A 22,235-nucleotide genomic window follows, 5' to 3' on the forward strand; every position below is an offset into this window, starting at 1 on the left:
TCTCGCCGCCCGAACAGTGCCCCTGAATGCTGTTGCGAGCACGATGCCTGCTTCGGACGCTCGAATCAAGAGTCTCCATGCTCGAATCGCGAAACGGGATCGCTAGGACCCGATCGCGAGACGGGGTCGCGACGAGGGATTGCAACGAGGGATCGCGAAGGGACGGACGGCTCTGGCCGTGGCCGATGGCGCCACGACGCAGTGCGGCCCCGGAGGAAGCGTCCTCCGGGGCCGCGCACGGAAGGTCAGGCCGTGCAGCCGGAGTCCGCGAGGACGTAGTAGTCGGGGGCCGTCTGCTTGAGGGTGTGCGTGGTGAAGGTGTTCCACAGGCCCATGGCCTCGTCGGAACCGTTGGCGTAGGTGTTGCCGCCGCTCTGGTGGGCGCGTCCGGCCACGGTGTGCTGGTAGTTGCTCGCCGTGTAGCACGTGGGCGTGAATCCGGTGGTGGTGGCGGTCACCGACGCGGACACCGTGCCGGTGGCTCCCGCGGTGTCCACAGCGGCCACCGTGTAGGTGTAGGCCGTGCCGGTGTTCAGGCCCGTGTCGGTGTAGGAGCCGGAGGCCGCTGTGCCCACCTTCGATCCGCCCCGGTAGACGGTGTAGGAGGCAGCGCCGTCCACCGCGTTCCACTTCAGGGAGGCGGTCGTGTCGGTGGTGCCGGAGACCGTCAGCCCCGTGGGCGCGGGCAGTGTGCCGGGAGTCTCCCCGCCGCCCCCGTCGAGGCCCCAGAAGCGGGCGGTGTGGTAGCTGGAGCAGATGGTGTCCAGGTAGTAGGTGCCCGCGGTGCCGCACTGCTCGGCGCCGCTGCCCGGGTCGACGGCCAGCCCGTGCTGCATGCCGGCGATGGAGTAGACCTCGACGGCGGGCTTGCCGGCGGTGTCGTCGTAGACGCTCAGCGTGGTGCCCGCGCCGAGGCTCTCGGTGCGCGACGGGGTCTGGCCTATGCCCCAGGCGTTCGTCCACTGGTCGCGCAGTTCGGTGGCGTTGGCGGGGGCGACGGTGGTGTCCGCGGTGCCCTGCCAGATCGCCACCCGCGGCCAGGAGGTGGTACCGGCGGGCGCGGCAGAGCGCACGAGGTCACCCCACTGGGCGGGCGTCTTGTCCGCCGGGCTGTACATGCAGGTGTACGCGGCGGACACGCTCGTCGCGCACCCCGCGGGCAGGCCCGAGTCGATGGAGCCGCCCGCGAACACGTCGGGGTAGGCGGCGAGCATGTTCGCGGTCATGCCGGCACCGGCGGACAGCCCGGTGATGTAGACCCGCCGGGTGTCGCTGCCGTACTGCGCGACGGCCTTGTCGACCATCTGCTTGATGGACAGCGCCTCGCCCTGACCGCGCGCACTGTCGCCCGTCTGGAACCAGTTGAAGCAGGAGTTGGCGTTGTTCGCGCTGCTGGTCTGGGGGAAGACCAGCGCGAAGCCGTAGCTGTCGGCGAACTTCGGCCAGCCCGAGTTGCTGTAGTAGTCGGTCGCGCTCTGCGTGCAGCCGTGCAGGGCGATCACGAGCGGAGCGTCCGACGGCAGGGTGTCGGGCGCGTACGTGTACATGGACAGGTTCCCGGGGTTGGATCCGAACCCGGTCACCTGGGTCAGGCCCGCGGCCGACGCCTGGGGTGCGGCGGCCAGCAGGCCCGCGGTGAGCGCGAGGGTTCCCACGGCGGCAGTGGCCCAGCGGCGCAGGCCTCCGGTGATGCGGCGGCCTGTGGTGGGGTTGCGGCTTCCGGTGGGGCGGAACGGGGAGTGCGGCTCTGTCATGACGACTGACTCCAGATGAGACGGACACGCCCGAGAGTGGGGAAGGGCGGGCCGGAACGTCGGTGTGCCGTGCATCATCTGGGCGGTCGGGGTGGCTGCGACATGTGTGGGCGAGCCAGGTGTGGCGGAGGTGCAGTGTGATGGCCACCCATGGCCGACACGTTGGGCCCTGGATACGGCGTTGGCGTGCGTGCCGGCTCATTGCTGTCAGTCGCCGTGGCGAGACGGGTGTTTCAGACAGGTGTTTCAGACGGGCGCTCCATGCGGACGCGGTGCTTCATGCGCATGCGGAGCTTCATGCGCCGTAGGCCCGCGACGCGTAGGCCCTGACGTCCGCGTCCGTGTCCGTCCTCGCCGTGGCCAGCGCCGCGCGGGCTTCGGCCGAGGCGGGGGCGTGGCGGCGCAGTGCCAGTACTGAGGCTTTGCGGACGTCCGCGTTGTCGTCCGCGAGCGCCTTGGCGAGGGCGTCGACGCCGTCGTCGGGGGCCGCGCCGCCCAGCGCCGTGGCCGCGCCCGCGCGGACCTGCCAGGCCGGGTCCGTGAGGGCGTCGACGGCCAGTTCCGCAAGGCGTGCGGGGCAGTTCGTGGTGCCCAGCGTGGTGTAGGCGGCCGCGCGGACCAGGGCGTCCGCGTCGTCGAGCAGCGGCCTCAGCGCGGCCGGGGAGCCGAGCCCGCGGGCGACGGTGACGCGCACCTCGCGGGCCGGGTCGGCGGCGGCCGACGCGAGGGCGTCCTGGGCGTCGACCGAGACCAGCGCGCGGACGGCGGCGATGCGGACCTCGATGTCCGGGTCGGTCAGGACGTGCGTGTAGGCGGCGGTGTCGCCCAGGCGCAGGGCCCGCAGGACGTCCAGTGCGGTGGCCCGCACCAGGGGGTCGCCGTGGTCGAGCGCGCCGCGGAGGGCCGAGCCCAACGCGCCCTCCGGGGGCAGGACTTCGACCAGTTCCCGCAGGGACGTACAGGCGGCGGCACGTACCTGGGGGGAGTCGTCGGCGAGGGCCGCGGCGAGGGCGGGGCCCGTGCCGGGCGGTGCGGTCTCGGTGAGGGTCGCGACGGCCGCCCGGCGCACGGTGGCGTCGGGATCGTTCAAGTACGGGACGAGGGTGGTCAGTTCGGGGTCGTGCTCGGCGAGGGCGTTGAGTTCGAGGATGCGGGGCGACGGGGAGACGGGCACGGTCCGCTCGCCCGGACCGTCGGCGGTGCGGACGGTGGACGAGCCGACCGGCGCCGTCTCGCGTGCGCCCGCCGTGGCGACCTGCACCAGGTCGACCTCGCCGAGCGGTCGCGGCGGGCCGCCCACCGGGGCGAAGCCGTCCACGGGGACGACGTACGGGGCGACCGGGCGAGCCGTGAACTCCATGGCGCCAGAAGGGGACTTGCGCACATCCAGGTGGTGGAACCAGTCGGTGTCGTCGCGCTGCGGATGATCGGTGCGTTCGTGGTAGAGGCCCCAGCGGGACTCGGTGCGCGTCAGGGAGGAGCGCGCGGCCAGCTCCGCGCAGTCGCGGATGAAGGAGACCTCGGCGCAGCGCATCAACTCGTGGGGGGTGCGGGCGCCCATCGCGGCGATGTCGGCGCGCATCCGCTCGAAGTGCTCCACGGCGAGGGAGAGCCGCGCACCGGACTTGGGCGGCGCCACGTAGTCGTTCACGAAGCGCCGCAGCTTGTACTCGACCTGGGGCTGCGGAGGCCCGTCGGGGTGGCGCAGCGGACGGTAGATCAGTTCGTGCGCCTCGCGCAGCTGGTCCAGCGGCAACTCGCCCTCGTAGTAGGTGAATTGGGAGGCATCCGCGCCTGCGAGGTCGCCGAAGACGAACGCGCCGATCATGTAGTTGTGGGGGACGCAGGCCAGGTCGCCGGCGGCGTAGAGGCGGGGCACGGTGGTGCGGGCGTGGTCGTCGACGCGCACCCCGGAGGCCGAGTGGCCGCCGCACAGGCCGATCTCCGAGATGTGCATCTCCACGTCGTGCGTGCGGTAGTCGTGGCCGCGGCCCGCGTGGAAGGTGCCACGGGTGGGGCGTTCGGTGGTGTGGAGGATCCCTTCGAGGGCGGCGACGGACTCCTCGGGCAGATGGCTCAGCTTGAGGTAGACCGGCCCGCGGTCGCTCGCCACCTCCGCCGCGAACTCGGCCATCATCTGTCCCGACCAGTAGTCGGAGTCGACGAAGCGTTCGCCGTGCCGGTTGACCTGATAGCCGCCGAAGGGGTTGGCGACGTAGGCGCAGGCCGGTCCGTTGTAGTCCTTGATCAGCGGGTTGATCTGGAAACACTCGATGCCGGTGAGGTCGGCGCCCGCGTGGTAGGCCATGGCGTAGCCGTCACCCGCGTTGGTGGGGTTCTCGTACGTGCCGTACAGGTAGCCGGAGGCGGGCAGGCCGAGTCGGCCGCAGGCGCCCGTCGCGAGGATCACGGCGCCCGCCCGCACCGATACGAACCGTCCCGTACGGGTGTTGAAGCCCGCCGCTCCCACCGCACGCCCCCCGGCCGTGAGGACCCGCACCGGCATCACCCGGTTCTCGATCCGGATCCGCTCCCGCATCTCGCGCCGCCGCAGCCGGCGGTAGAGGACCTTCTTGACGTCCTTGCCCTCGGGCATCGGCAGCACGTAGGAACCGGACCGGTGCACCTGGCGGACCGCGTACTCGCCGTGCTCGTCCTTCTCGAACTTCACGCCGTACGACTCCAGGCGGCGGACCATGGCGTAGCCGCGGGTGGCGGTCTGGCGGACCGTGCTCTGGTCGACGATGCCGTCGTTGGCGCGGGTGATCTCCGCGACGTAGTCGTCGGGTTCGGCGCGGCCGGGGATGACGGCGTTGTTCACGCCGTCCATGCCCATGGCGAGGGCGCCGGAGTGGCGGACGTGCGCCTTCTCCAGTAGCAGCACGTCGGCGCCGTGCTCGGCGGCGGTCAGCGCGGCCATGGTTCCGGCGGTGCCGCCGCCGATCACGAGGACGTCGCAGGTCAGTTCCTCGGCATCGGCGAGTGCGGGAATGTCCATGGCAGGCCTTTCACGAGAACGGTCGGAGCGGGGCTTCTTCGGGGGTGTGCGCGCCGAGCGCGGCGAGGACCGTGCGGCGCAGCTCGGCCGTGGCGGGGGTCTCGCGGGCGGCGCGGTCGCGCGGGTGCGGGACGTCGTGGACCGCCGTGAGCCGGCCGTCGGCGAGGACGGCGACCCGGTCGCCGAGGAAGAGGGCCTCGTCGACGTCGTGGGTGACGAAGACGACGGTGACGCCGGTGTCCCGCCACACGTCGACGAGGAGGTCCTGCATCCCGGCCCGGGTCCGTGCGTCGAGCGCGCCGAACGGTTCGTCCATCAGGACGGCACGGGGCGCACCTGCCAGCGCGCGGGCCAGCTGGACCCGCTGGCGCTGACCGCCGGACACGTGGTGCGGCAGCCGTCGCTCCAGGCCGTCGAGGCCGACGCGGCTCAGCCAGTGGGCGGCCCGCGCCCGCCGGTCGGGGCGGGGCACCCCGGCGATGGCCAGGGGGAGCTCGACGTTGGCGCGCAGCGAACGCCAGGGCAGCAGCGCGTCCTCCTGGAAGACCAGGGCACGATCGGCGCCGGGCCCGCGCACCGCGGCGCGATCCACCGCGACGTCCCCGGCCAGCGGTGCGAGGAGGCCCGCGAGGGTGCGCAGCAACGTCGACTTGCCGCAGCCCGAGCGGCCGACGACGGTCAGCACCTGCCCCGCCGGGACGTCCACCCGTACCCCCGAGAGGACCGGCGTCCCGGGGTGGCCGAGCGAGACGTCGCGCAGCGCGATGCGGGCTCCCGGCCGGTCAGACGAGGTCGGTCGCACGGACGGTCGCCCCCTTCCCGCGTCCGCCGCCGGTGCCTGCGGCACGGCGCGGCAGCCAGCGGGTGACCCGCCGTCCGGCCAGTTCCACGGCGGTCGACGTCGCCCAGCCGAGCACCCCGATCGTCACCATGCCGACGAACACCCCGGGATAGTCGACGACGGTGTAGTCCTGCCAGGTGCGGTAGCCGACGCCGTACTCGCCGGAGATCATCTCGGCGGAGATGACACAGATCCAGGAGACGCCGATCCCGACGGACAGGCCGCCCAGGATGCCGGGCAGCGCGCCCGGCAGCACGACCGAGCGCAGCACGCGCCACCGCCCGCCGCCCATGGTGCGCACGGCCTCCTCCCACACGGGGGTCAGGGCGCGCACGGCGTGCCGGGTGGCGACCAGCACGGGGAAGAACGCGGCGACGCAGGTGATGAAGACGATGCCCTGCTCGTTGCTGGGGAACAGCAGGATCGCGACCGGCACGAGGGCGATCGCCGGGATCGGGCGGACCACTTCGAGCAGGGTCCCGAGCACGTCCTCGGCGAGCCGCGAGCGGGCCACGGCCGTGCCGGCGACGACGCCCGCGAGCGCGGCGACCACGAACCCGGTCACGATGCGGCGCAGGCTGTCGGCCACGTCCTGCCAGTAGGTGCCGGTGCCGATCCGGTCGGCGAAGGAGTGCGCCACATCGGTGACCGTGGGGAACTGGGAGAAGCGCAGCCACAGTTCGACGTCCCGGGAGGTCAGCACCTGCCAGACGGCGAGGGCGGCGACGAGGGAGACGACGCGCAGCAGGTACCGGCTCATGAGGCGGCCCGCCGCAGGGCGTCGGCGTACGAGTCGAGCAGCGTGGCGTCGGCGTGTCCGTCCAGGTAGGCACGGGCGGAGGCCGCCGTGACGAAGGGCACGAGGTCCGGTCCGTCCGCGACCCACACGGCCCGGTCCGCGAACCAGAGGGTGCCCGTGCGGGCGTCGGGAACGTAGGCGGCCCGGACGGCGGAGCGGTGCGCGGCGACGTGACGCAGCAGGTCCTTGGGGGAGGTGAAGGAGCGGGTGCGGGAGGAGCCCTTCGCCCACACCTCCGAACGGCCTTCGGGCGGCTCGGCGGCGACCTGCTCGGCGTACGCGGCCGAGCCGAGTGCCCGGCGGACGTAGCGGTCGTCCACGAACGCGTCCACGTCGACGCCGTCCACCAGCTTCGCCGACTTCAGGATCGGCACGTCCTTCTTCAGCGCGGCGACGAGCCGCGGCTTGAGGGACGGATCGAAGGTGGCGATGCCGTGGGCGCCGTTGTAGAGGTAGACGGCCTCGGCCGGGAGCCCGGTGGCCCGTGCGACCTTCTCGGCCGCGGTCGCCGGATGCTCGTTCAGATACCGCGTCGCGGTGGCCTGCGCCTTCAGGAAGGCTTCGAGGACGGTCGGTCGTTCCTTGGCGAAGTCCTCGCGTGCGGTCACCCCGTGGAAGGTCGGCAGGTTCAGTTCGGCACCGTCGTAGAGCGCCTTCGCCTTCCCTTGGTGGGCGAGCAGTCCCGGCCAGGCGACGAACTGCGACAGGGCGTCGACACTGCCCGCCGCCAGCGCCGAAGCGCCCACCGCGGGCTGCTGGTTGAGCTTGCGGATGCCATGGGCGGGATGGATCCCGGCGCGTTGCAGGGCCCGGACGAGCGTGCCGTCGGCGGCGGAACCGACGCTGGTGGACACTTTCTTTCCGCGCAGGTCACGGAGGTCGTCGATCGTCGAGTCCGGGCTGGTCACCACGGTGTTGAGACCACCGCGCAGGTTGTACCCGGTGACCGACACGAGCTTGGTGGGCCGGCCGAGCTGCTTGCCGCGCGCGGCGTTCAGCAGCAGCGGGAAGTCGCCCATCGACCCGATGTCGATCTTCCCGGCGGTCATCTGTGCGGTGATCGGGGCGCCGGTCGCGTAGTCCTCCCACTTCACCTTGTACGTCTTTCCGTCCTCGGCGCCGAGCGTGTGCAGCTCCCGCTCGAACGCGCCGAGGGAGCGCAGCAGCGTGCCCGCGGTGACGGTGTTGATGGTCTTGGACTGGTAGCCGACGGTCACGGTGACCGTCGAGCCGTCGCCCGCCGACGCCGCGCCGCCGCACCCGGCCAACGGGGCGAGCACGGCGAGGGTGACAGCGGTGATTGCCGTACGTTTCATGGGAGTCGGGGCCTCTCAGCGGAGCAGGTAGGGCATGTTGACCGTGACGGCTCCGGTGGGACAGCGCGCCGCGCACGGGCCGCAGTACCAGCACTCGTCGACGTGCATGTACGCCTTGCCGCTGTCGTGGTGGATGGCGAGGGAGTCCAGAGGACACATGTCGACACAGAGGGTGCAGCCGTCGATGCACTTCGACTCGTCGATGGTCACGGGCACGTCGGCCCGCTGGGGCGCCAGAGGCATGGCTGTCTCCAGAGGAGTGCGGATTCGAGGCAGGGGAGCGGAACGAAGGAAGGCGCGGTGGATCAGTGCGTGCGGCGCAGCTGGCCGCTCATGGTGATGCGGTCGCCGCGGAAGCGGATGAACTCCAGGTCGACCGGGCGCCCGTCGGCCAGATGCGTGAGCCGCTCCAGCATCAGGACGGCCGAGCCGCGCGGGGCCTGGAGGACGGCGGCCGAGTGCGCGTCGGCGGTGACGGCCTCCAGGGTGATCTCGGCGTGACCGAGCCGTTGTCCGGTGTGGAGCTCCAGGAGCCGGAACACGTCGGTGTGCTCCAGGTCCGAGCCCAGCAGCCGCTCGCCGATGTCGAGCGGGACGTAGGTGAGGTCGAGGCTGAGCGGCAGGCCGCCGAGCCGGCGCAGCCGCTCGATGTAGAGGACGTCGGTGTCCGGCGGCAGCCCGAGGCGTTCGGCGACCGGGGCGGGTGCGGTGACGGGGCCCATGGTGCGGACCTCGTTGCTGACCTGCCCGTGTTCGTGCAGGGTCTCCGCGAGCCCCATCAGACGGTCGAGGGCGTGCGGGTACTTGCGGGCGCACACGGTGGTGCCGACGCCCGCCTTGCGCTGCACGAGTCCTTCGGCGCGGAGCAGGTCCAGCGCCTGGCGGACGGTGTTGCGCGAGGCGCGGAAGTCCGCGCCGATGGACTCCTCGTGCGGCAGTACGCCGTCGGGGAAGCGGCCCGTGAGGATCTGGTGCCGCAGCAGGTCGGCCAGTTGCCGGGCCTGGTCGGCGCGCAGCCGCCGGCGCCGGGCGGCGACGGTGGTCGCCCCGGCTCCGGTGGTTTCTCGTACGCGGTCTGCGGCGGGCATGCGACGGACGATATCCGTGGGTGGACGGCAGTGGTGTTGCTGTTGTGTTGCGCCACCAAAGGGGTGGGCCGCCGGGGCGGTGACCTGCGGTTGTGCCGGCGGGGCGGTCAGATGCGCCAGGAGCGGAGCAGGCCGGTGCCCGGTGGGCCGGCGGCGTCCCCCGTCAGCCCTTCAGGGAGCGCAGGTATGTGCCGAACTTCTCCAGGCCGTCGATGTTCCGGGGACCGCTGATGCCCTCGTTGTAGTCGAGGACGAAGAAGTGGTTCTTCTTGACCGCGGGCAGGTTCTTCGTGTGGGGCGAGGTCCTGAGGAACTCGATCTTCTTCTCGGCGGGCCGGTCGCCGTAGTCCAGGATCACGACGACCTCGGGCGCGCTGGTGGCGACGGCCTCCCAGCTGACCTGCGTCCAGCGCTGGTCGAGGTCTTCGAAGACGTTCCGGCCGCCCGCGCTCCTGATGATGTCGGTGGGCGGCACCTGACCGCCCGCGGTGAACGGCTGGTCGGTGCCCGAGTCGTACAGGAAGACCGGTACGCGCTCGCCCTTGGGGGCCTTGGCTTCGACGGCCCGCACGCGCTGCTTCAGCTCGCCGACGACCTTCTCGGCCCGCCCTTGCACGCCGAAGATCCTGCCGAGCCGGTCGAGGTCGGAGTAGAGGGCGTCGAACGGCGTCAGTCTCTGCGGGTACTTCGGGTAGTTGAAGCAGCTCTCGGTGTGCATGAAGCTCTGCACGCCCAGCTTGTCGAGGATCTCGGGCGTGATGCCCCGCTGGTCGCTGAAGCCGGAGTTCCAGCCGGCGACCACGAGGTCCGCCTTGGCGTCGACCACGACCTCCTTGTTGAGGAGGTCGTCGCTGAGCTTCTTGACCTTGGCGTACTCCGCTGCCCAGGGCGACTGTTCCACCGGCGGGTTCGCGGGCGGCATCACATAGCCGAGCACCCGGTCGGTGAGGCCCAGGCTGAACAGCTTGTCGGCACTGCCGCCCTCGTAGGCGACGGCACGCTTCGGTTCGGTGTACGTGACGCGCTCGCCGCAGCGTTCGACGGTGGCCTTCTTGGCGGCGCCCGCCTTGGGATCGGGATCCACGGCGGCGCCGCAGCCGCTGACCAGGAGTGCGGTGGCGACGGCCGAGCCGAGCGCGGTGCGCCGGCGGAAGGCGGGGGAGGTGAGGAATCGGGACATGGGTGGTGCACCTTTCGGCGGATGACGGAGGCCGACGGCCGGGGATGGCAGGGACGGCGGGGCGGATCAGTGGGCGGGATCGAGCGAGTAGAGGAGCTGCGGATCTCCGGTCAGGGGGTGGGGGACGACGCTGGCCCCGACGCCGAACACGTCCAGGACGAGCTCGGGAGTGAGGACGTCCTCGGGGGTGCCGGCCGCCACCAGGCGCCCTTGCGACAGCACGCCGATCCGGTCGCAGGCGGCCGCGGCGAGGTTGAGGTCGTGCAGCACGACCAGGACGGTGAGTCCCGACTGCCGCAGGAGCGACAGGAGTTGGACCTGGTGGCGTACGTCGAGGTGGTTGGTCGGCTCGTCCAGGACCAGGATCTCGGGGTCCTGGACGAGCGCCCGGGCGAGCAGGACGCGCTGGCGTTCCCCACCGGACAGCGTCAGGATGCCGCGGTCGGCGAGGTGACGGATGCCCAGCCGGTCCATGGCCGCGGCGCACGCGTCGCGCTCGTCCCGGCCGAGGCGCTGAGCACCCCGGAGATGGGGCGCCCGGCCCAGGGCCACGACCTCCTCCACGGTGAAGTCGAGGTCGACGGCGCCGTCCTGGGTCATGGCGGCGATCAGCTGCGCGCTGCGCCGCAGGGTCAGGCGTGCGAGGTCGTCGCCGTTCACCCGGACGGCACCGGAAGTGGGGCGCAGGGCCCGGTACACGCAGCGCAGAGCGGTGGACTTTCCGCTGCCGTTCGGGCCGACGAGGCCCACGACGGTGCCGTCGGGCACGTCGAGGGACAAGTCGCGCACCAGGCTCTTGCCGTCCGTGACGACCGAGAGGCCGTCCAGTCGCAGTTCCATCTCAACGGCCCCCGAACGCATAGCCGTTGCGGCGCATCAAGGTGATGAAGACCGGCACGCCGACGAGGGCCGTGACGACGCCGAGGGGCAGTTCGCGCGGCGCGGCCAGGGTGCGGGAGACGAGGTCGACCCAGACCATGAACACGGCGCCGGCCAGGGGCGCGACGGCCAGGACGCGCGCGTGGGTGGCGCCGACGACCATGCGGACCACATGGGGCAGGACCAGGCCGACGAAGGCGATGGCGCCACTGACCGACACCAGCACGCCGGTGACGAGGGAGACCAGGACGAGCAGCGCCTTGCGGTGCCGGTCGGGATCGATGCCCAGGCTGGTGGCGGTCTCGTCGCCGAGCGCGAGGAGGTCGAGGGCGCGCGCGTGCCGCTGCAGGACGAACAGACCGGCCGCCACCACTGCCGTCACGAGCGGCAGCGCGCCCCAGGTGGCGGCGCCGAAGCCGCCGAGCGTCCAGTGCAGGACGGTGCTGGTGGCCTCGCTGTCGGGGGCGAGGTAGACGATGACGCTCATGAGGGCCTGGAACCCGAACGACAGGGCCACGCCGGTCAGTACGAGACGCAGCGGGGAGAGCGCGCCGCGGCGCGTCGAGGCGGCGTACACCAGGACCGACGCGGCCAGCGCGCCGAGGAACGCCCCGGCCGACACGGCGTACAGGCCCAGCGCCGCCAGTCCTCCGGTGACCGTGACGGTGACGGCTCCGACCGACGCCCCGGACGAGACGCCCAGGACGAACGGGTCGGCGAGCGCGTTGCGCACCATGGCCTGGACGGCGACGCCGACGGCGCTCAGTCCGGCGCCGACGAGCGCGGCCAGCAGGACCCGTGGGGTGCGGATCTGCCAGACGATCTGGTACGTCGTGGCCTCGTCGGCCCGGATCGTCCCGCCGGTGAGGGCGGCCCACAAGTAGCGGGCGGTCTCTCCCGGGGGGATCACGGCCGCGCCGGTGCCGATGGCGACCACGACCGAGACGACGAGCAGCGCACCGAGAACCGTGCAGGTCAGGAGCAACCCCGGGCCGGTGGCAAGGAGCCGCTTCCTGCCCGGTGTTGCCGTCGGGAGGTCAACCGGCGCCGGTGTCGGAGGGGTGTCACCGGCGCGTGCGGTCGGTGCGGTCGGCTCGGAGGTGACGGGCGGGGGCATGCGGCCACCCTTTCCATGGAGGTGAGCGGGTCGTGACACGGGGCGAGCGGACGCGGCTACGCCCTTGCGGCGGTGGGGGCGTCCGCCCCGTCCCAGCTCATCCGGCACCAGGGCAGGCCGAGTTCGTCCCGGGAAGTGATCGCGCGCGGAGCGAGGTCCTCGATCGGGGCCGCACCGTGGTGCCGGGCGAAGACGCTGTCCACGTAGCGGTGGCCGGTGTCGGCGGCGATGAACACCACGGTGCGCCGCGGGTCCTGGGCGTGTTCCCAGCGGGCCGCGAGGTGTCCGGCTCCCGTGGACAGGCCCGCGAAGACGGCGTGGCGGCGCAGCAGGTCGACGCTGCCGCTGAGCGCGGCGTCGAACGAGACCCAGTGGACGACGTCGTACTGCGTGTGGCGGACGTTGCCGAACGGGATGGAGCTGCCGATCCCGGCGATGATGATCTCCGGGTCGGCGACGTGCTCGCTGCCGAAGGTGATGCTCCCGAAGGGCTGCACGCCGACGAGGCGGACGTCGCCGCCCGACTCGCGCAGATGGCGGGCGAGCGCCCCGGTCGAGACACCGGATCCGACGCCGCCGACGACCGTGAGCGGCTCACTCGTGCCGAGTTCCTCCCGCAGCCGGTCGGCGACCGCCCGGTAGCCGAGGTAGTGGATGTCGTCGTGGTACTGGCGCATCCAGTGGTAGTCGGGGTGCTCGGCGAGGATCTCCTGGATGCGGGCGACGCGCCGCTTCTGGTCGAGCTTGAGGTCGGCGCACGGTTCCATCTGTTCCAACGTCGCTCCGAGCAGGGCGAGTTGGATGCGCAAGGTGTGGTCGACGGTGGTGGATCCGACGATGTGGCAGCGCATGCCGTGGCGATGGCAGGCCAGTGCCAGGGCGTAGGCGTAGATGCCGCTGGAGCTGTCGAGGAGGGTGTCGCCGCGGCGCACCGTGCCGGTGGCCAGCAGATGCTCCACGGCCGCGAGGGCGGAGACCACCTTCATGGTCTCAAAGCGCAGGCAGACGAGCCGGTCGTCGAGACGTATCAGGTCGGGGCGGCCGATCGCCTCGGCGATGTGCTGGTCCATGGGGGGACTCCTCGGGGGTGGGGAAGGTCGTGAACGTGCGGGTGACGGGCAGGCCCTCGCGTTCCAGGTCCTGTGCGCAGCGGCGGACGCGGCGGCGGGCGCCGGGGGTGGTGGGGTCGAAGAGGACTCCGGCGACGGAGCCGCTGTGCGCGATCTGTACGCCGACGGCGCCCGCGCGGTCGGCGAGGGCGGTGAGCGTGTCGAACCCGGCCTGCCGCAGGCGCAGTTGGCCGAGCCGGGCGCTGGCCGTGGCGACGTGCCCGAGCAGGCGGGGATCGCGGTCGCGGACCGCACGGCGCATGTGGGTGCGCAGCGCTTCGTAGGTGTCGACGTCGTCGTCGGTGCAGGAGGGGGCGGGCAGGGCGAGGGTGTCCACCGGGGTGCCGCCGGCCAGGGCGCAGCCCACGACGACGACCGGAGGCAGCGCCTCGCCGAGGACTTCGAGGACCCGGCCGTGGCGCTGGGCGAAGAGGCGTGGGCGGTCGTCCAGCATCAGTGGGTCGCAGGCGAGCTCGGCACGCAGGGCGATCCGGGTGACCGTGCCGGGTGCGAGGCGCAGCGCGAATGCGTCGGCCACGGCCCGCACGGCGGCGAGCACGTCGCTGGTGGAGCTGCCCATGCCCAGGCCGACGGGAATGCTCCCGGTGAGCCGCAACTCACCTCCGCACGCGTCCTGCTGGCGCAGGGCCGCGCACTCCTCGAGGGTGAGGGCGGCCGCGCGCAGCGCCTTCGTGCGGTCGGCCGGGGTGACGGTGAGCGTGCCGGGGCGCGGCACGAACCGGGCGTGGGTGCCCGGCTCGTTCATGGGAAGCGTGACCAGTCCCGGGCAGTGACCTCCCTGGTCGTCGCGGAAGACGCCTTGCAGGATCTCGCCGTGATGACAGGGCGCGTACCCGGTGCCGGTCCGGACGGCGTCGCGGGCGGGGCGGCGGGTTCCTGCCGTCACGAGCCGCTCGCGGCGCGGTAGCGGTACAGGGTGCTCGGCTCGGCGCTGAACTGGGAGAACGGGAAGGGTTCCGCGGACAGTGCGGTCACTCCGGCGCCGAGGAAGGCGCGGGCGACGGCGCTGCCGGACTGGGCGTAGACGATGAGGGGGACGGCGCGGCTGCGGCAGCGCTCCAGGATGGTGTCGAAGCTGCCGTTGCCGAGGGTCATGCCGGTGGCGACCACCGCGTCGGCCGTGTCGAGGACCTGGTGCATGTCGTCGGTGACCTCGTCGCCCCACTGCGTGGTGCGCAGGTTGAAGTCGCAGGGCAGCGGTGTCCCGCCGCGCTCCCGGATGGCCGCGACCAGCGGGTTGACGACGCCGATGAGACCGACCCGGGCGCCCGGCGGGAGGTCGAGGAGTCCGGCGATGGCGGTGTCCCGGGCGACGGCACGTACTTCGGGCGGGCCCGCGGGAAGCGTCACGGGTTCGGCGTCGGCGGCGTCGCGGTGCGGCCGCAGCTCGGCGAGGTAGGCGTCGAGAGCAGCGATCCGCAGCGGCCGGGGCCCGTCCCGCAGCAGTGCGTCGAGAGGGCTGCCGGAGGCGGCACGGCACACCTCGGGACCGATCTCGCCCGCTTCGAAGGCGCAGCCGCCGAAGGAACCGCCGAGCCGGACGAGGACGTACTGGTTGAGATACGTCACGTCGCCGCCCGCGAGCCGGGTGCCGTGGTGGATCCAGAACACGCTGGTCGCCGTCGACTGCGCCGGATCGGGGCCGAGTTCGCCGCCCAATGCGGCGGCGAAGAGGTCGTCGGTGTGCTTCATGCGGAGGCTCCTTCGGGGTCGGGGCAGCGGCGGCGGCAGCTGACTCGGTAGTGCGGCTCCGGTGGAAGTTCGGCGTTCCAAGGGGCTTGCTCCTCAAGGGTGTTGGCGGCGACAGGGGTCAACGACATCGGCGCGGCTTCGGTGGCGCGCATGACGGCAGGGGGAAGCAGGGGAACCCCGGCACCCCCGATGCGGGAGGCCTGGATCCGAGAGGTACTGTAACGACAATCGTTTTCAGTAAGCTAGTCCGTGCCCAAGATCCGATCTGTGGCCTGGCTCTCGTCCCCGCTCCAATGCGCAGGTGAATTTGTGTCGTTGGCGAGGCGCTGCCTTGCTCGACTCCCGATCGCGACACATCACGGGCCGCCCGCCGACCGCCGCCCCGACCCCGAAGGAGCCCCACTCGTGACCACCTCGCCGGCCCAGGCACCCACCACCACCGACCCGTCGCCCCCGCGCCCCGTCCTGCTCGATTCCGCGTTCCTGCGCCTGTGGACCGGGACCACGGCATCCGGCCTCGCCACGTGGGCCCTGCCGTTCGTCCTCGGGCTCGCCGTACTGGAGCGCGACCTCACCGCGGGCGGCCTGGGCCTCGTCCTGGCGGCGCGGACCGCCGGCTTCCTCGGTGCGGTCGCCGTCGGGGGAGTCCTGGCCGACCGTCACTCGCGGCGAGCCGTGGTGCTGTGGTCCGCCACGGCCGCGGCCGTGGCCGCACCACTGCTGGCCGCCGGCCTGGGCCGCTCACTGCTCCTGATGTCCGGTGCCGCCCTGCTCGCCGGCGCGGGACAGGGCGCGTGCCGACCCGCTTTCCAGGCCCTCACCGCGGAGATCGTCGAAGCCGGGCAGCGCCAACAGGCCAACGCCGCAACGACGTTGGCGGTCCGCGTGAGCACCCTGACGGGACCGTCGCTGGCCGCGCTGCTCGCCACGGTCCTCGACGTCCGGGCGCTGCTCCTGGGCATCGGAGCCCTCTGGCTGATCGCGGCACTCGTGCCGGGCCGCGGCGGCCGGAAGCCCTCCGCCGGGACCACCGCCGACACGCGGACGCCCGCACGGGCCTCGTTCCGGCAGGAGTTCCTGGACGGTGTGCGCGAGGCCCGCCGCCACCCGTGGTTCGTCGCCGGACTGGGCGCCCTCACCGCGGTGATCGCCACGGGCTACTCCGCCACCGCCGTGGCCCTGCCGCTGATCAGCCGTGACCGCTACGGCACCGAGGTGGTCCTCGCCGCCGCCACCACCGCGTACACCGTGGGCGCCCTGGGCGGCGCACTGGTCATCGCCCGCTGGCGGCCGCGCGCCCGGGGCTGGGCGGCCCTCGCGGGCCTGGCGGTCTACGGCCTCGCTCCGCTCAGCCTAATGCTGCCGGTGCATCCCGCGGTGGTCGTCGCCGCCTACGCGGTGGCCGGCATGGGCATCGAACTGTTCAACGTGCCCTGGTTCACGGCCACGCAGCGCGAGGTCGCCCCCGAGAAGCTGGCCCGGGTCTCGTCCCTCGACTTCCTGCTCTCCTACGGCCTGGCCCCGCTCGGCCTCGCCCTCATCGCCCCCGCCGTCGACGCGTTCGGCGCCGGACCTGTCCTGCTGGTCTGCGCGCTGACGTGCTTCCTGGCCCCGGCCGCGGCCGCCCTGGTCCCCACGGCGCGACGGTTCTCGCCCCCGGAGGACGTCAGCCGTGGGTGAGCGCGCCGATGAGGTACCCGAACACGTACCCCCAGGAGTTGGTCGCCCAGTGGAGACCCATGGGCGCCAGCAGACTGTTGCTGCGCCGGCGAAGGAGGCAGAAGAGGCATCCGGCTGCCGCGGTGAAGAGGACCGTGCCGAGTTCCACCAGGACGGTCCCGATCACGGAACCGCCGAACGTGGAGTTCAGCGCCGGTTTGTCGCTGGCGAGGTCGAGCGACGGCAGGATGTGCCACAGGCCGAAGAGCAGCGACGACCACACAATGGCCGGGACCGGACCGCGCATCCGCAGGATGAGCCCGTACAGGACTCCGCGGAACGCCACCTCCTCCAGGAGCACCGTCCCGACGGGCACCATGACGAACGACTTGAGGAGCACCTCGGCGCCGGTCAGGCCCTCGTTGCGGGTGTCCTCGAAGAGGTGGCGCGTGGCAGGGAGGGCGGCGGCGCACAGATAGCCGGCGGCGACGATGCCGATCAGGGCGAGGGCCCAGCGCGCACCGGTACCCAGGGAACCCCGGGCCAGGCCGAGGTCGGCCCGGTCCCCGCCGGCCCGGAACAGGAGCAGGACCAGCAGTCCGGTGCAGACCGGCGCGGTGACCAGGATCCAGGACGGGAACCAGAGGTTGTTGGCGAGGTTGGCGAACACCAGGATGCCCACCGCGCCCGCGAGGGCCGAGGCGTGGGAGAGGCGTCCGGTGGAAGGGGCCTGCATGAGTGGGTCACCTCGTCGGCCGGGGACCGGATAGGCGTATTCCAGTAGTGCGAAGCGTTGAACAATGCGACATTACTGGCAAATCGTCCGAGCGGGTGGCCGTGAACACCTCGGTGAAGGTGTGACGCGCGGTCTGAGGGGTGCCTGTGGTGGAGCACAGCTCGTATCAGGTGCGCAGCAGGCCGCGGGCCTGGTTCCGTCGGCACGCCGGGCCCGGACGGGTCGTGTTCAGAGGACTCTGCTGGAGCGGCTGCCTGATGGCAGCGGCCTTCTACTGCCTGTCGCTGACCCCGTCCCTGCTGCCCCGTGCCTGGTGGCTGCAGGGGATCGCGGCGGGTGTCACAGCGGTGCTCGGCTATGCCGTCGGCGCGATCCTGCAGGCGACCACGCAGGGCATGGTGCGCCGTGCGGGACTGCTTCCCTCCTCGGGCCGCCGCCGATGGACGCAGCGGGTGCTGGCCGCGCTCGCCGTCGGGGCCGTCGTGGTGATGACGGCGTGGAGCGTGCGCTGGCAGGGCGACGTGCGCCGCGCGGTGTCGATGACGCCCGAGGTGGTGTGGTGGCAGTGGGCCCTGGTGCCGCTCGTCGCCGCCCTGCTGGCGTTGCTCCTGCTGGGAGCGGCCCGGACGGTGCGCCTGGCGACCCGGGTCGTGGCGAACGCCGCCGGAGTCCATGTGCCCCGGCCCGCCGCGTACGCCATCGGCATCACGCTCGTCGCCCTCGTCGGCATCGGTTTCGCCCAGGGCTTCCTGCTGAACCGGGTGCTGGGGATCGTCGAGAGCGCCGCCTCCCTGACGGACCAGGGCACCACCGAAGGCATCGTGCAGCCGGATCTGTCCACGCTGTCCGGCAGCCCGCACTCCGCGGCGGCGTGGGACACCTTGGGCGCCAAGGGGCGGGACTTCATCGGAGAGGCCGCCCGGCGCGCGGACATCGAAGCGTTCACGGGGAGATCGGCCAAAGATCCGGTACGGGTCTACGTGGGTCTGCGCTCGGCCGACACGCTCCAGGAGCGGGCCGACCTGGCGGTGCGCGAACTGGAACGCACCGGCGGGTTCGCCCGCAAGGTGCTGGCCGTGATGGGCACCACCGGCACCGGCTGGATCAACGAGCAGGGCAGCAAGCCCCTCGAATACATGTGGGGCGGGGACAGCGCCTTGGTGGCCATGCAGTACTCGTACCTGCCCAGCTGGGTGTCGGCGCTCACGGAGGACGAGGCCGCGGACGCCGGCGCCGCGCTGTTCGACGCGGTGCACGACAAGTGGCTCACCCTGCCCGAGGAAAGCCGACCTCAACTCCTCGTCTACGGCGAGAGCCTGGGCTCGTACGCCATGGAGAACGCGCTCGGCGGATCACCGGCCGCCCTCACGTCGAAGGTGGACGGAGCGCTCTTCGTCGGCCCCACCTACAGCAACCCTTTGTGGAACCGGGTGACCGACGACCGCCAACCCGGCAGTCCGCAGTGGCGGCCGGTGTTCGACGACGGGGTGAGCGTGCGGTTCGCCCAGGTCCCCGCGGACTACGCGGTGCCGGACACCCGGTGGGGGCGGCCGCGGGCGGTCTATCTCCAGAATGGCTCGGATCCGGTGGTGTGGTGGTCGCCCGGTCTGGGCTTCCACGAGCCGGACTGGCTCCATACGCCGCGGGCCAGGGACGTTTCCCCGGCCATGCGGTGGTATCCGCTGGTCACGTTCTGGCAGGTGGCCTGCGACCTGGCCGGTGCGGCTGAGGTCCCCGAAGGCTACGGACACCGGTACGGCGCCATGCCGACCAGCGCATGGGCCGAGATCACCGGACCACCGGACTGGACGGAGGCGGACTCCGATCGCCTGGCACGCCGCCTGACGTCCTGAGGGCCTGAGGACCTGAGGGCCGGCTGCACCAGGCTGTTCAGCGTGATGCGAACGTGCCGGACCTGGTGAGCGCCCAGACCGCCAGCAGGTCGAGCACCATGACGCTGATCGACCACAGGGGGTAGTACGGAACGAAGAGGAACTGGGTGATCAGGCTGACGGCGCCGAGCACCAGGCCGGCCCCTCGGCTCCAGCTCTTGCCCAGGAGCACGGCCAGACCCGTGACGATCAGGGCGAGGCCGATCACCAGATGGGCCCAGCCCCACGTGGTCAGGTTGAATCGATACGCGTACTGCGACGCGTGGAAGAGGTTGTCCCCGGCGATGCCGGCGATCCCCATGAGAACGCTCAGTGAGCCGCTCAGTTCCAACGCCAACCCGGCGAACATGGGCACCCCGGTCACCGGTGCGTCCTTGTGGTCGCCCGTCGAACCCTGTAGTCGCCCGGCGCTTGATTCCGACATCGTCACCGACCTCCTGGGCTCCGGTCACCGTCGCCCGGTTCCTGGGCTCAGACCGCGGAGCTGACACTCACAGTCTCGTTGAAGTCGCGTGACAGTGCGACTGCAAGGGGTCGGAATCAGCGGGGCCCCGGGCGTGGCGGAGGGAGGTTTCAGACGGTGGCGGACGTGGCGGATTCGTAGCCGGGAAGCTCGACGCGCTTGATCTCTCGGACGATGAAGAGGTAGCTGGCCACTGCCAAGGCGGCGCAGACGCTGACGAAGGCCAGGGCGAGGTCGAAGGAGCCGGTGGCGTCGAGGATGTAGCCGATGGCGAGGGGGGTGACGATGCCGGCGACCGCGCCGAAGGTGTTGAACAGGCCGCCCGCGAGTCCGGCGATCTGTTTCGGGGCGACATCGGACATGACGGCCCAGCCGAGCGCGCCCATGCCCTTGCCGAAGAAGGCGAGGGACATGATCAGGACGACGAGCCACGAGGCGCTGACGTAGTTGCAGATGATGATGCTCGTGGACAGCAGCAGCCCGGTGACGATGGGGATCTTGCGGGCGGCCGTGAGGCTCGTGCCGCGCTGGGCGATCCGGTCGGAGATCCAGCCGCCTGAGACGCCGCCGATGAAGCCGCACAGCGCCGGAAGCGACGCGACGAAGCCGGCCTCGAGGATGCTCATGTCGCGTTCCTGGACCAGGTAGACCGGAAACCAGGTCAGGAAGAACCAGGTGATGGTGTTGATGAAGTACTGACCGACGAAGACGCCGAGGGTGGTGCGGTTCTTCAGCAGCGTGCCGATGTGCCGCAGGTTCTCCTTGCCGGACGAGGCCTGCTTGGTGGCCATGTCCTGCTCGGCGGTGGGAGCGTCCATGTCCACCAGGGCGCCGCCGGCGGATATGTAGTCCAGTTCACCCTTGCTGACGCGCGGGTGGCTGCGGGGCGCGTAGATGACCTTGGTCCAGACGAGGGCGAGCACGACGCCGACGCCGCCGATGACCGTGAAGACGTGCTCCCAGCCCATGGCGGTGACGAGCCAGCCCATCAGCGGGGCGAAGGCCACCGTGGCGAAGTACTGGGCGGAGTTGAACAGCGCCGAGGCGAAGCCGCGTTCCTTCGTCGGGAACCAGGCGGCGACGATGCGGGAGTTGCCGGGGAAGGAGGGCGCTTCGGCGAAGCCGACGGCGAAGCGGAGGACGAACAGCAGGACGACCGCGGCCCCGGCGAAGAAGCCGATGGCGCCCTGCAGCATCGTGAACACGGACCACAGGAAGATCGCGATGCCGTAGACCTTCTTGGAGCCGAAGCGGTCGAGCAGCCAGCCGCCGGGGAGTTGGGCCACGAGGTAGGACCAGGAGAAGGCCGAGAAGAGCACGCCGAGCTCGCCCGAGCTGATGTGCAGGTCGTTCTGCATGGAGTCGCCGGCGATCGACAGGGTGGAGCGGTCCGCGTAGTTGATCGTCGTGACGATGAAGAGCATGGCCAGAATCAGATACCTGATGCGGCCGGCTTTGGCGGTGCCGACGGGGACGGCGGTCGCCGGCATGTCCTGCCGGTCGAGAGCGGGCATGGTCGGTCTCCTAGACCTAGAGGGTACGGCTGCACTGCCGTATGTGGTCCGAGCCACAGAAGTGGTGGCTGAGTTGACCGTAGAGACCCTTTCGATACACGTCCATGTCGAATTTTGTTGCGTGCGATACCGCTTCTGTATGACCAACTCGTGTCGTGCGTATGCCGTGCGCGTGTCGGAGGGAGGGGTGGTCGTGGCTCACAGGTGGTGCAGGAGAGCCAGCAGCGCCGGATTGTCGTTCGTTTTCCGCCACACGTAGTCCAGCTCCACAGGGCGCGACTGTCCGGGCAGGTGCAGGGGGCGGTAGACGACGCCGGAGTGCTGCATCTTCGCGGCGGCCTCCGGGACGAGCGCCACCCCCCAACCCGTGTTCACCAGGGCGAGGATGCTGTGCACCTGGCTGAGGTACTGGGTGAACACCGGCCGCACGTCGGCGGAGCGGAAGGTGGTCAGCAGCAACTCGTGGAAGTACCGGGCCTCGACGGGGGAGTACATGAGGAAGTCCTGGCCGTCCAGGTCCGGCAGCTCCATGGGGCCGGTGTCCGCCGCCAGCGGATGGCCGGTCGGCAGGGCGGCCACCAGCCCCTCGCGCACCGCGGTGCGCGCCATCAGATCGGCGCCGACCGCCGAGGGGCGAATGAGTCCGAGATCCAGCGAACCCTCGCTCAGCGCCTCCAGCTGATCCCGGGTGACGAGTTCCTGCAGGACGATCTCCACCTCGGGCAGCGCCGCGCGGGCGCTCTGGAGGAGCTCGCCGAGCGCGGAGTAGGCGCTGGCGGCGGTGAAGCCGACGGCGATGGCACCGGCCTCACCCGTGGAGACCTGGCGTACCGCGAGGGCGGCGTGCTCCGCCTGGCGGAGGATCCGGCGGGCTTCCGCGAGGAAGGCGCGGCCGGCGGGCGTCATCCGCACCGTCCGGTTGGTGCGGTCCAGCAGCGTCACCCCCAGTTCCCCCTCCAGGATCTGGATCTGCCGGCTCAGCGGCGGCTGGGTCATGTTCAGACGCTCCGCGGCCCGGGTGAAGTGCAGTTCCTCCGCCACGGCCACGAAACAGGTGAGCTGGGTCAGCGTGAACAATGATGCTCTCCTTGTATGGGTACATCCAAAACTTATGTTGGACGTAAATCAATCACACACGTAGCGTCGACCGTATTCGGCAAGGCGCTCCTCGAGTCGC

At 71.6% G+C, this 22,235-nt stretch carries 19 protein-coding genes; 2 read left to right on the top strand and 17 right to left on the bottom strand.

Annotation, left to right across the window (positions count from 1 at the left end):
- Positions 1 to 245: 245 nt before the first annotated feature.
- From M4J07_RS14715 to M4J07_RS14775, 13 genes are all read right to left on the bottom strand, one after another.
- A complete protein-coding gene (locus M4J07_RS14715) occupies positions 246 to 1,754 on the bottom strand; it encodes an extracellular catalytic domain type 1 short-chain-length polyhydroxyalkanoate depolymerase (protein WP_255971860.1) in 1,509 nt (502 codons plus the stop codon).
- Between the two features lie 295 nt (positions 1,755 to 2,049).
- Positions 2,050 to 4,752, bottom strand: a complete 2,703-nt coding sequence (locus M4J07_RS14720) for a fumarate reductase/succinate dehydrogenase flavoprotein subunit (RefSeq protein ID WP_255971861.1) — start codon at positions 4,750 to 4,752, stop codon at positions 2,050 to 2,052.
- 10 nt (positions 4,753 to 4,762) lie between these two features.
- Positions 4,763 to 5,554 carry an ABC transporter ATP-binding protein gene (locus M4J07_RS14725; RefSeq protein ID WP_255971863.1) on the bottom strand — a complete coding sequence of 264 codons (792 nt, stop codon included), beginning with the start codon at positions 5,552 to 5,554 and terminating at the stop codon, positions 4,763 to 4,765.
- A complete protein-coding gene (locus M4J07_RS14730; RefSeq protein WP_255971865.1) occupies positions 5,535 to 6,353 on the bottom strand; it encodes an ABC transporter permease in 819 nt (272 codons plus the stop codon). Before M4J07_RS14730 ends, M4J07_RS14725 begins: the two co-directional genes overlap by 20 nt.
- Positions 6,350 to 7,708: an ABC transporter substrate-binding protein gene (locus M4J07_RS14735; protein ID WP_255971867.1), complete on the bottom strand. Its 1,359-nt coding sequence runs from the start codon at positions 7,706 to 7,708 to the stop codon at positions 6,350 to 6,352. Before M4J07_RS14735 ends, M4J07_RS14730 begins: the two co-directional genes overlap by 4 nt.
- Positions 7,709 to 7,723: 15 nt before the next feature.
- The gene (locus M4J07_RS14740; protein WP_255971869.1) at positions 7,724 to 7,951 is read right to left on the bottom strand and encodes a 4Fe-4S dicluster domain-containing protein; all 228 of its coding nucleotides are present in this window, start codon (positions 7,949 to 7,951) and stop codon (positions 7,724 to 7,726) included.
- 62 nt (positions 7,952 to 8,013) lie between these two features.
- Positions 8,014 to 8,796 carry a GntR family transcriptional regulator gene (locus tag M4J07_RS14745; protein ID WP_255971872.1) on the bottom strand — a complete coding sequence of 261 codons (783 nt, stop codon included), beginning with the start codon at positions 8,794 to 8,796 and terminating at the stop codon, positions 8,014 to 8,016.
- A 163-nt stretch (positions 8,797 to 8,959) separates the two neighbouring features.
- Complete coding sequence (locus M4J07_RS14750) at positions 8,960 to 9,976, bottom strand: ABC transporter substrate-binding protein (protein ID WP_255971874.1); 1,017 nt, start codon at positions 9,974 to 9,976, stop codon at positions 8,960 to 8,962.
- A gap of 66 nt (positions 9,977 to 10,042) precedes the next feature.
- The gene (locus M4J07_RS14755; protein ID WP_255971876.1) at positions 10,043 to 10,816 is read right to left on the bottom strand and encodes an ABC transporter ATP-binding protein; all 774 of its coding nucleotides are present in this window, start codon (positions 10,814 to 10,816) and stop codon (positions 10,043 to 10,045) included.
- A gap of 1 nt (position 10,817) precedes the next feature.
- Positions 10,818 to 11,972 (bottom strand): FecCD family ABC transporter permease, encoded by a 1,155-nt coding sequence (locus tag M4J07_RS14760; RefSeq protein ID WP_255971878.1) that lies wholly within the window; start codon positions 11,970 to 11,972, stop codon positions 10,818 to 10,820.
- Between the two features lie 56 nt (positions 11,973 to 12,028).
- Positions 12,029 to 13,042 (bottom strand): pyridoxal-phosphate dependent enzyme, encoded by a 1,014-nt coding sequence (locus M4J07_RS14765; RefSeq protein WP_255971902.1) that lies wholly within the window; start codon positions 13,040 to 13,042, stop codon positions 12,029 to 12,031.
- Entirely contained in the window at positions 12,963 to 13,847 is an 885-nt protein-coding gene (locus M4J07_RS14770; RefSeq protein ID WP_255971904.1) for a GHMP family kinase ATP-binding protein, read from the bottom strand. Before M4J07_RS14770 ends, M4J07_RS14765 begins: the two co-directional genes overlap by 80 nt.
- Before the next feature lie 137 nt (positions 13,848 to 13,984).
- Entirely contained in the window at positions 13,985 to 14,794 is an 810-nt protein-coding gene (locus tag M4J07_RS14775) for a Rossmann-like domain-containing protein (RefSeq protein WP_255971906.1), read from the bottom strand.
- A 405-nt stretch (positions 14,795 to 15,199) separates the two neighbouring features.
- On the opposite strand from M4J07_RS14775, the gene M4J07_RS14780 reads away from it, so the two are divergent.
- Complete coding sequence (locus tag M4J07_RS14780) at positions 15,200 to 16,474, top strand: MFS transporter (protein ID WP_374215039.1); 1,275 nt, start codon at positions 15,200 to 15,202, stop codon at positions 16,472 to 16,474.
- On the opposite strand, the gene M4J07_RS14785 is transcribed toward M4J07_RS14780, so the two are convergent.
- On the bottom strand, positions 16,461 to 17,189 hold the full coding sequence (locus M4J07_RS14785; RefSeq protein WP_255971908.1) for a CPBP family intramembrane glutamic endopeptidase: 729 nt from the start codon (positions 17,187 to 17,189) through the stop codon (positions 16,461 to 16,463). The two genes, M4J07_RS14780 and M4J07_RS14785, sit on opposite strands and share 14 nt — an antisense overlap.
- A gap of 257 nt (positions 17,190 to 17,446) precedes the next feature.
- On the opposite strand from M4J07_RS14785, the gene M4J07_RS14790 reads away from it, so the two are divergent.
- Positions 17,447 to 19,042 carry an alpha/beta hydrolase gene (locus M4J07_RS14790; protein ID WP_255971910.1) on the top strand — a complete coding sequence of 532 codons (1,596 nt, stop codon included), beginning with the start codon at positions 17,447 to 17,449 and terminating at the stop codon, positions 19,040 to 19,042.
- A 37-nt stretch (positions 19,043 to 19,079) separates the two neighbouring features.
- Here M4J07_RS14790 and M4J07_RS14795 read toward each other — a convergent pair whose 3' ends face one another.
- The 3 genes from M4J07_RS14795 to M4J07_RS14805 all read right to left on the bottom strand — a co-directional run bounded on the left by M4J07_RS14795 (position 19,080) and on the right by M4J07_RS14805 (position 22,135).
- A complete protein-coding gene (locus M4J07_RS14795) occupies positions 19,080 to 19,505 on the bottom strand; it encodes a DUF7144 family membrane protein (RefSeq protein ID WP_255971912.1) in 426 nt (141 codons plus the stop codon).
- 149 nt (positions 19,506 to 19,654) lie between these two features.
- On the bottom strand, positions 19,655 to 21,058 hold the full coding sequence (locus M4J07_RS14800) for an MFS transporter (RefSeq protein WP_305127717.1): 1,404 nt from the start codon (positions 21,056 to 21,058) through the stop codon (positions 19,655 to 19,657).
- A 198-nt stretch (positions 21,059 to 21,256) separates the two neighbouring features.
- Complete coding sequence (locus tag M4J07_RS14805) at positions 21,257 to 22,135, bottom strand: LysR substrate-binding domain-containing protein (protein WP_255971914.1); 879 nt, start codon at positions 22,133 to 22,135, stop codon at positions 21,257 to 21,259.
- Between the last annotated feature and the right edge of the window lie 100 nt (positions 22,136 to 22,235).

The sequence above is a fragment of the Streptomyces longispororuber genome (genome assembly GCF_024448165.1).
Taxonomy (GTDB): Bacteria; Actinomycetota; Actinomycetes; order Streptomycetales; family Streptomycetaceae; genus Streptomyces; species Streptomyces longispororuber_A.

Bases quoted from the DNA above. Each gene is read 5' to 3' on its own strand.
- M4J07_RS14715 (WP_255971860.1), bottom strand. From the start codon at position 1,754: ATGACAGAGCCGCACTCCCCGTTCCGCCCCACCGGAAGCCGCAACCCC.
- M4J07_RS14720 (WP_255971861.1), bottom strand. From the start codon at position 4,752: ATGGACATTCCCGCACTCGCCGATGCCGAGGAACTGACCTGCGACGTC.
- M4J07_RS14730 (WP_255971865.1), bottom strand. From the start codon at position 6,353: ATGAGCCGGTACCTGCTGCGCGTCGTCTCCCTCGTCGCCGCCCTCGCC.
- M4J07_RS14735 (WP_255971867.1), bottom strand. From the start codon at position 7,708: ATGAAACGTACGGCAATCACCGCTGTCACCCTCGCCGTGCTCGCCCCG.
- M4J07_RS14740 (WP_255971869.1), bottom strand. From the start codon at position 7,951: ATGCCTCTGGCGCCCCAGCGGGCCGACGTGCCCGTGACCATCGACGAG.
- M4J07_RS14745 (WP_255971872.1), bottom strand. From the start codon at position 8,796: ATGCCCGCCGCAGACCGCGTACGAGAAACCACCGGAGCCGGGGCGACC.
- M4J07_RS14750 (WP_255971874.1), bottom strand. From the start codon at position 9,976: ATGTCCCGATTCCTCACCTCCCCCGCCTTCCGCCGGCGCACCGCGCTC.
- M4J07_RS14755 (WP_255971876.1), bottom strand. From the start codon at position 10,816: ATGGAACTGCGACTGGACGGCCTCTCGGTCGTCACGGACGGCAAGAGC.
- M4J07_RS14760 (WP_255971878.1), bottom strand. From the start codon at position 11,972: ATGCCCCCGCCCGTCACCTCCGAGCCGACCGCACCGACCGCACGCGCC.
- M4J07_RS14765 (WP_255971902.1), bottom strand. From the start codon at position 13,042: ATGGACCAGCACATCGCCGAGGCGATCGGCCGCCCCGACCTGATACGT.
- M4J07_RS14770 (WP_255971904.1), bottom strand. From the start codon at position 13,847: ATGAACGAGCCGGGCACCCACGCCCGGTTCGTGCCGCGCCCCGGCACG.
- M4J07_RS14775 (WP_255971906.1), bottom strand. From the start codon at position 14,794: ATGAAGCACACCGACGACCTCTTCGCCGCCGCATTGGGCGGCGAACTC.
- M4J07_RS14785 (WP_255971908.1), bottom strand. From the start codon at position 17,189: ATGCAGGCCCCTTCCACCGGACGCCTCTCCCACGCCTCGGCCCTCGCG.
- M4J07_RS14790 (WP_255971910.1), top strand. From the start codon at position 17,447: ATGGCAGCGGCCTTCTACTGCCTGTCGCTGACCCCGTCCCTGCTGCCC.
- M4J07_RS14795 (WP_255971912.1), bottom strand. From the start codon at position 19,505: ATGTCGGAATCAAGCGCCGGGCGACTACAGGGTTCGACGGGCGACCAC.
- M4J07_RS14800 (WP_305127717.1), bottom strand. From the start codon at position 21,058: ATGCCCGCTCTCGACCGGCAGGACATGCCGGCGACCGCCGTCCCCGTC.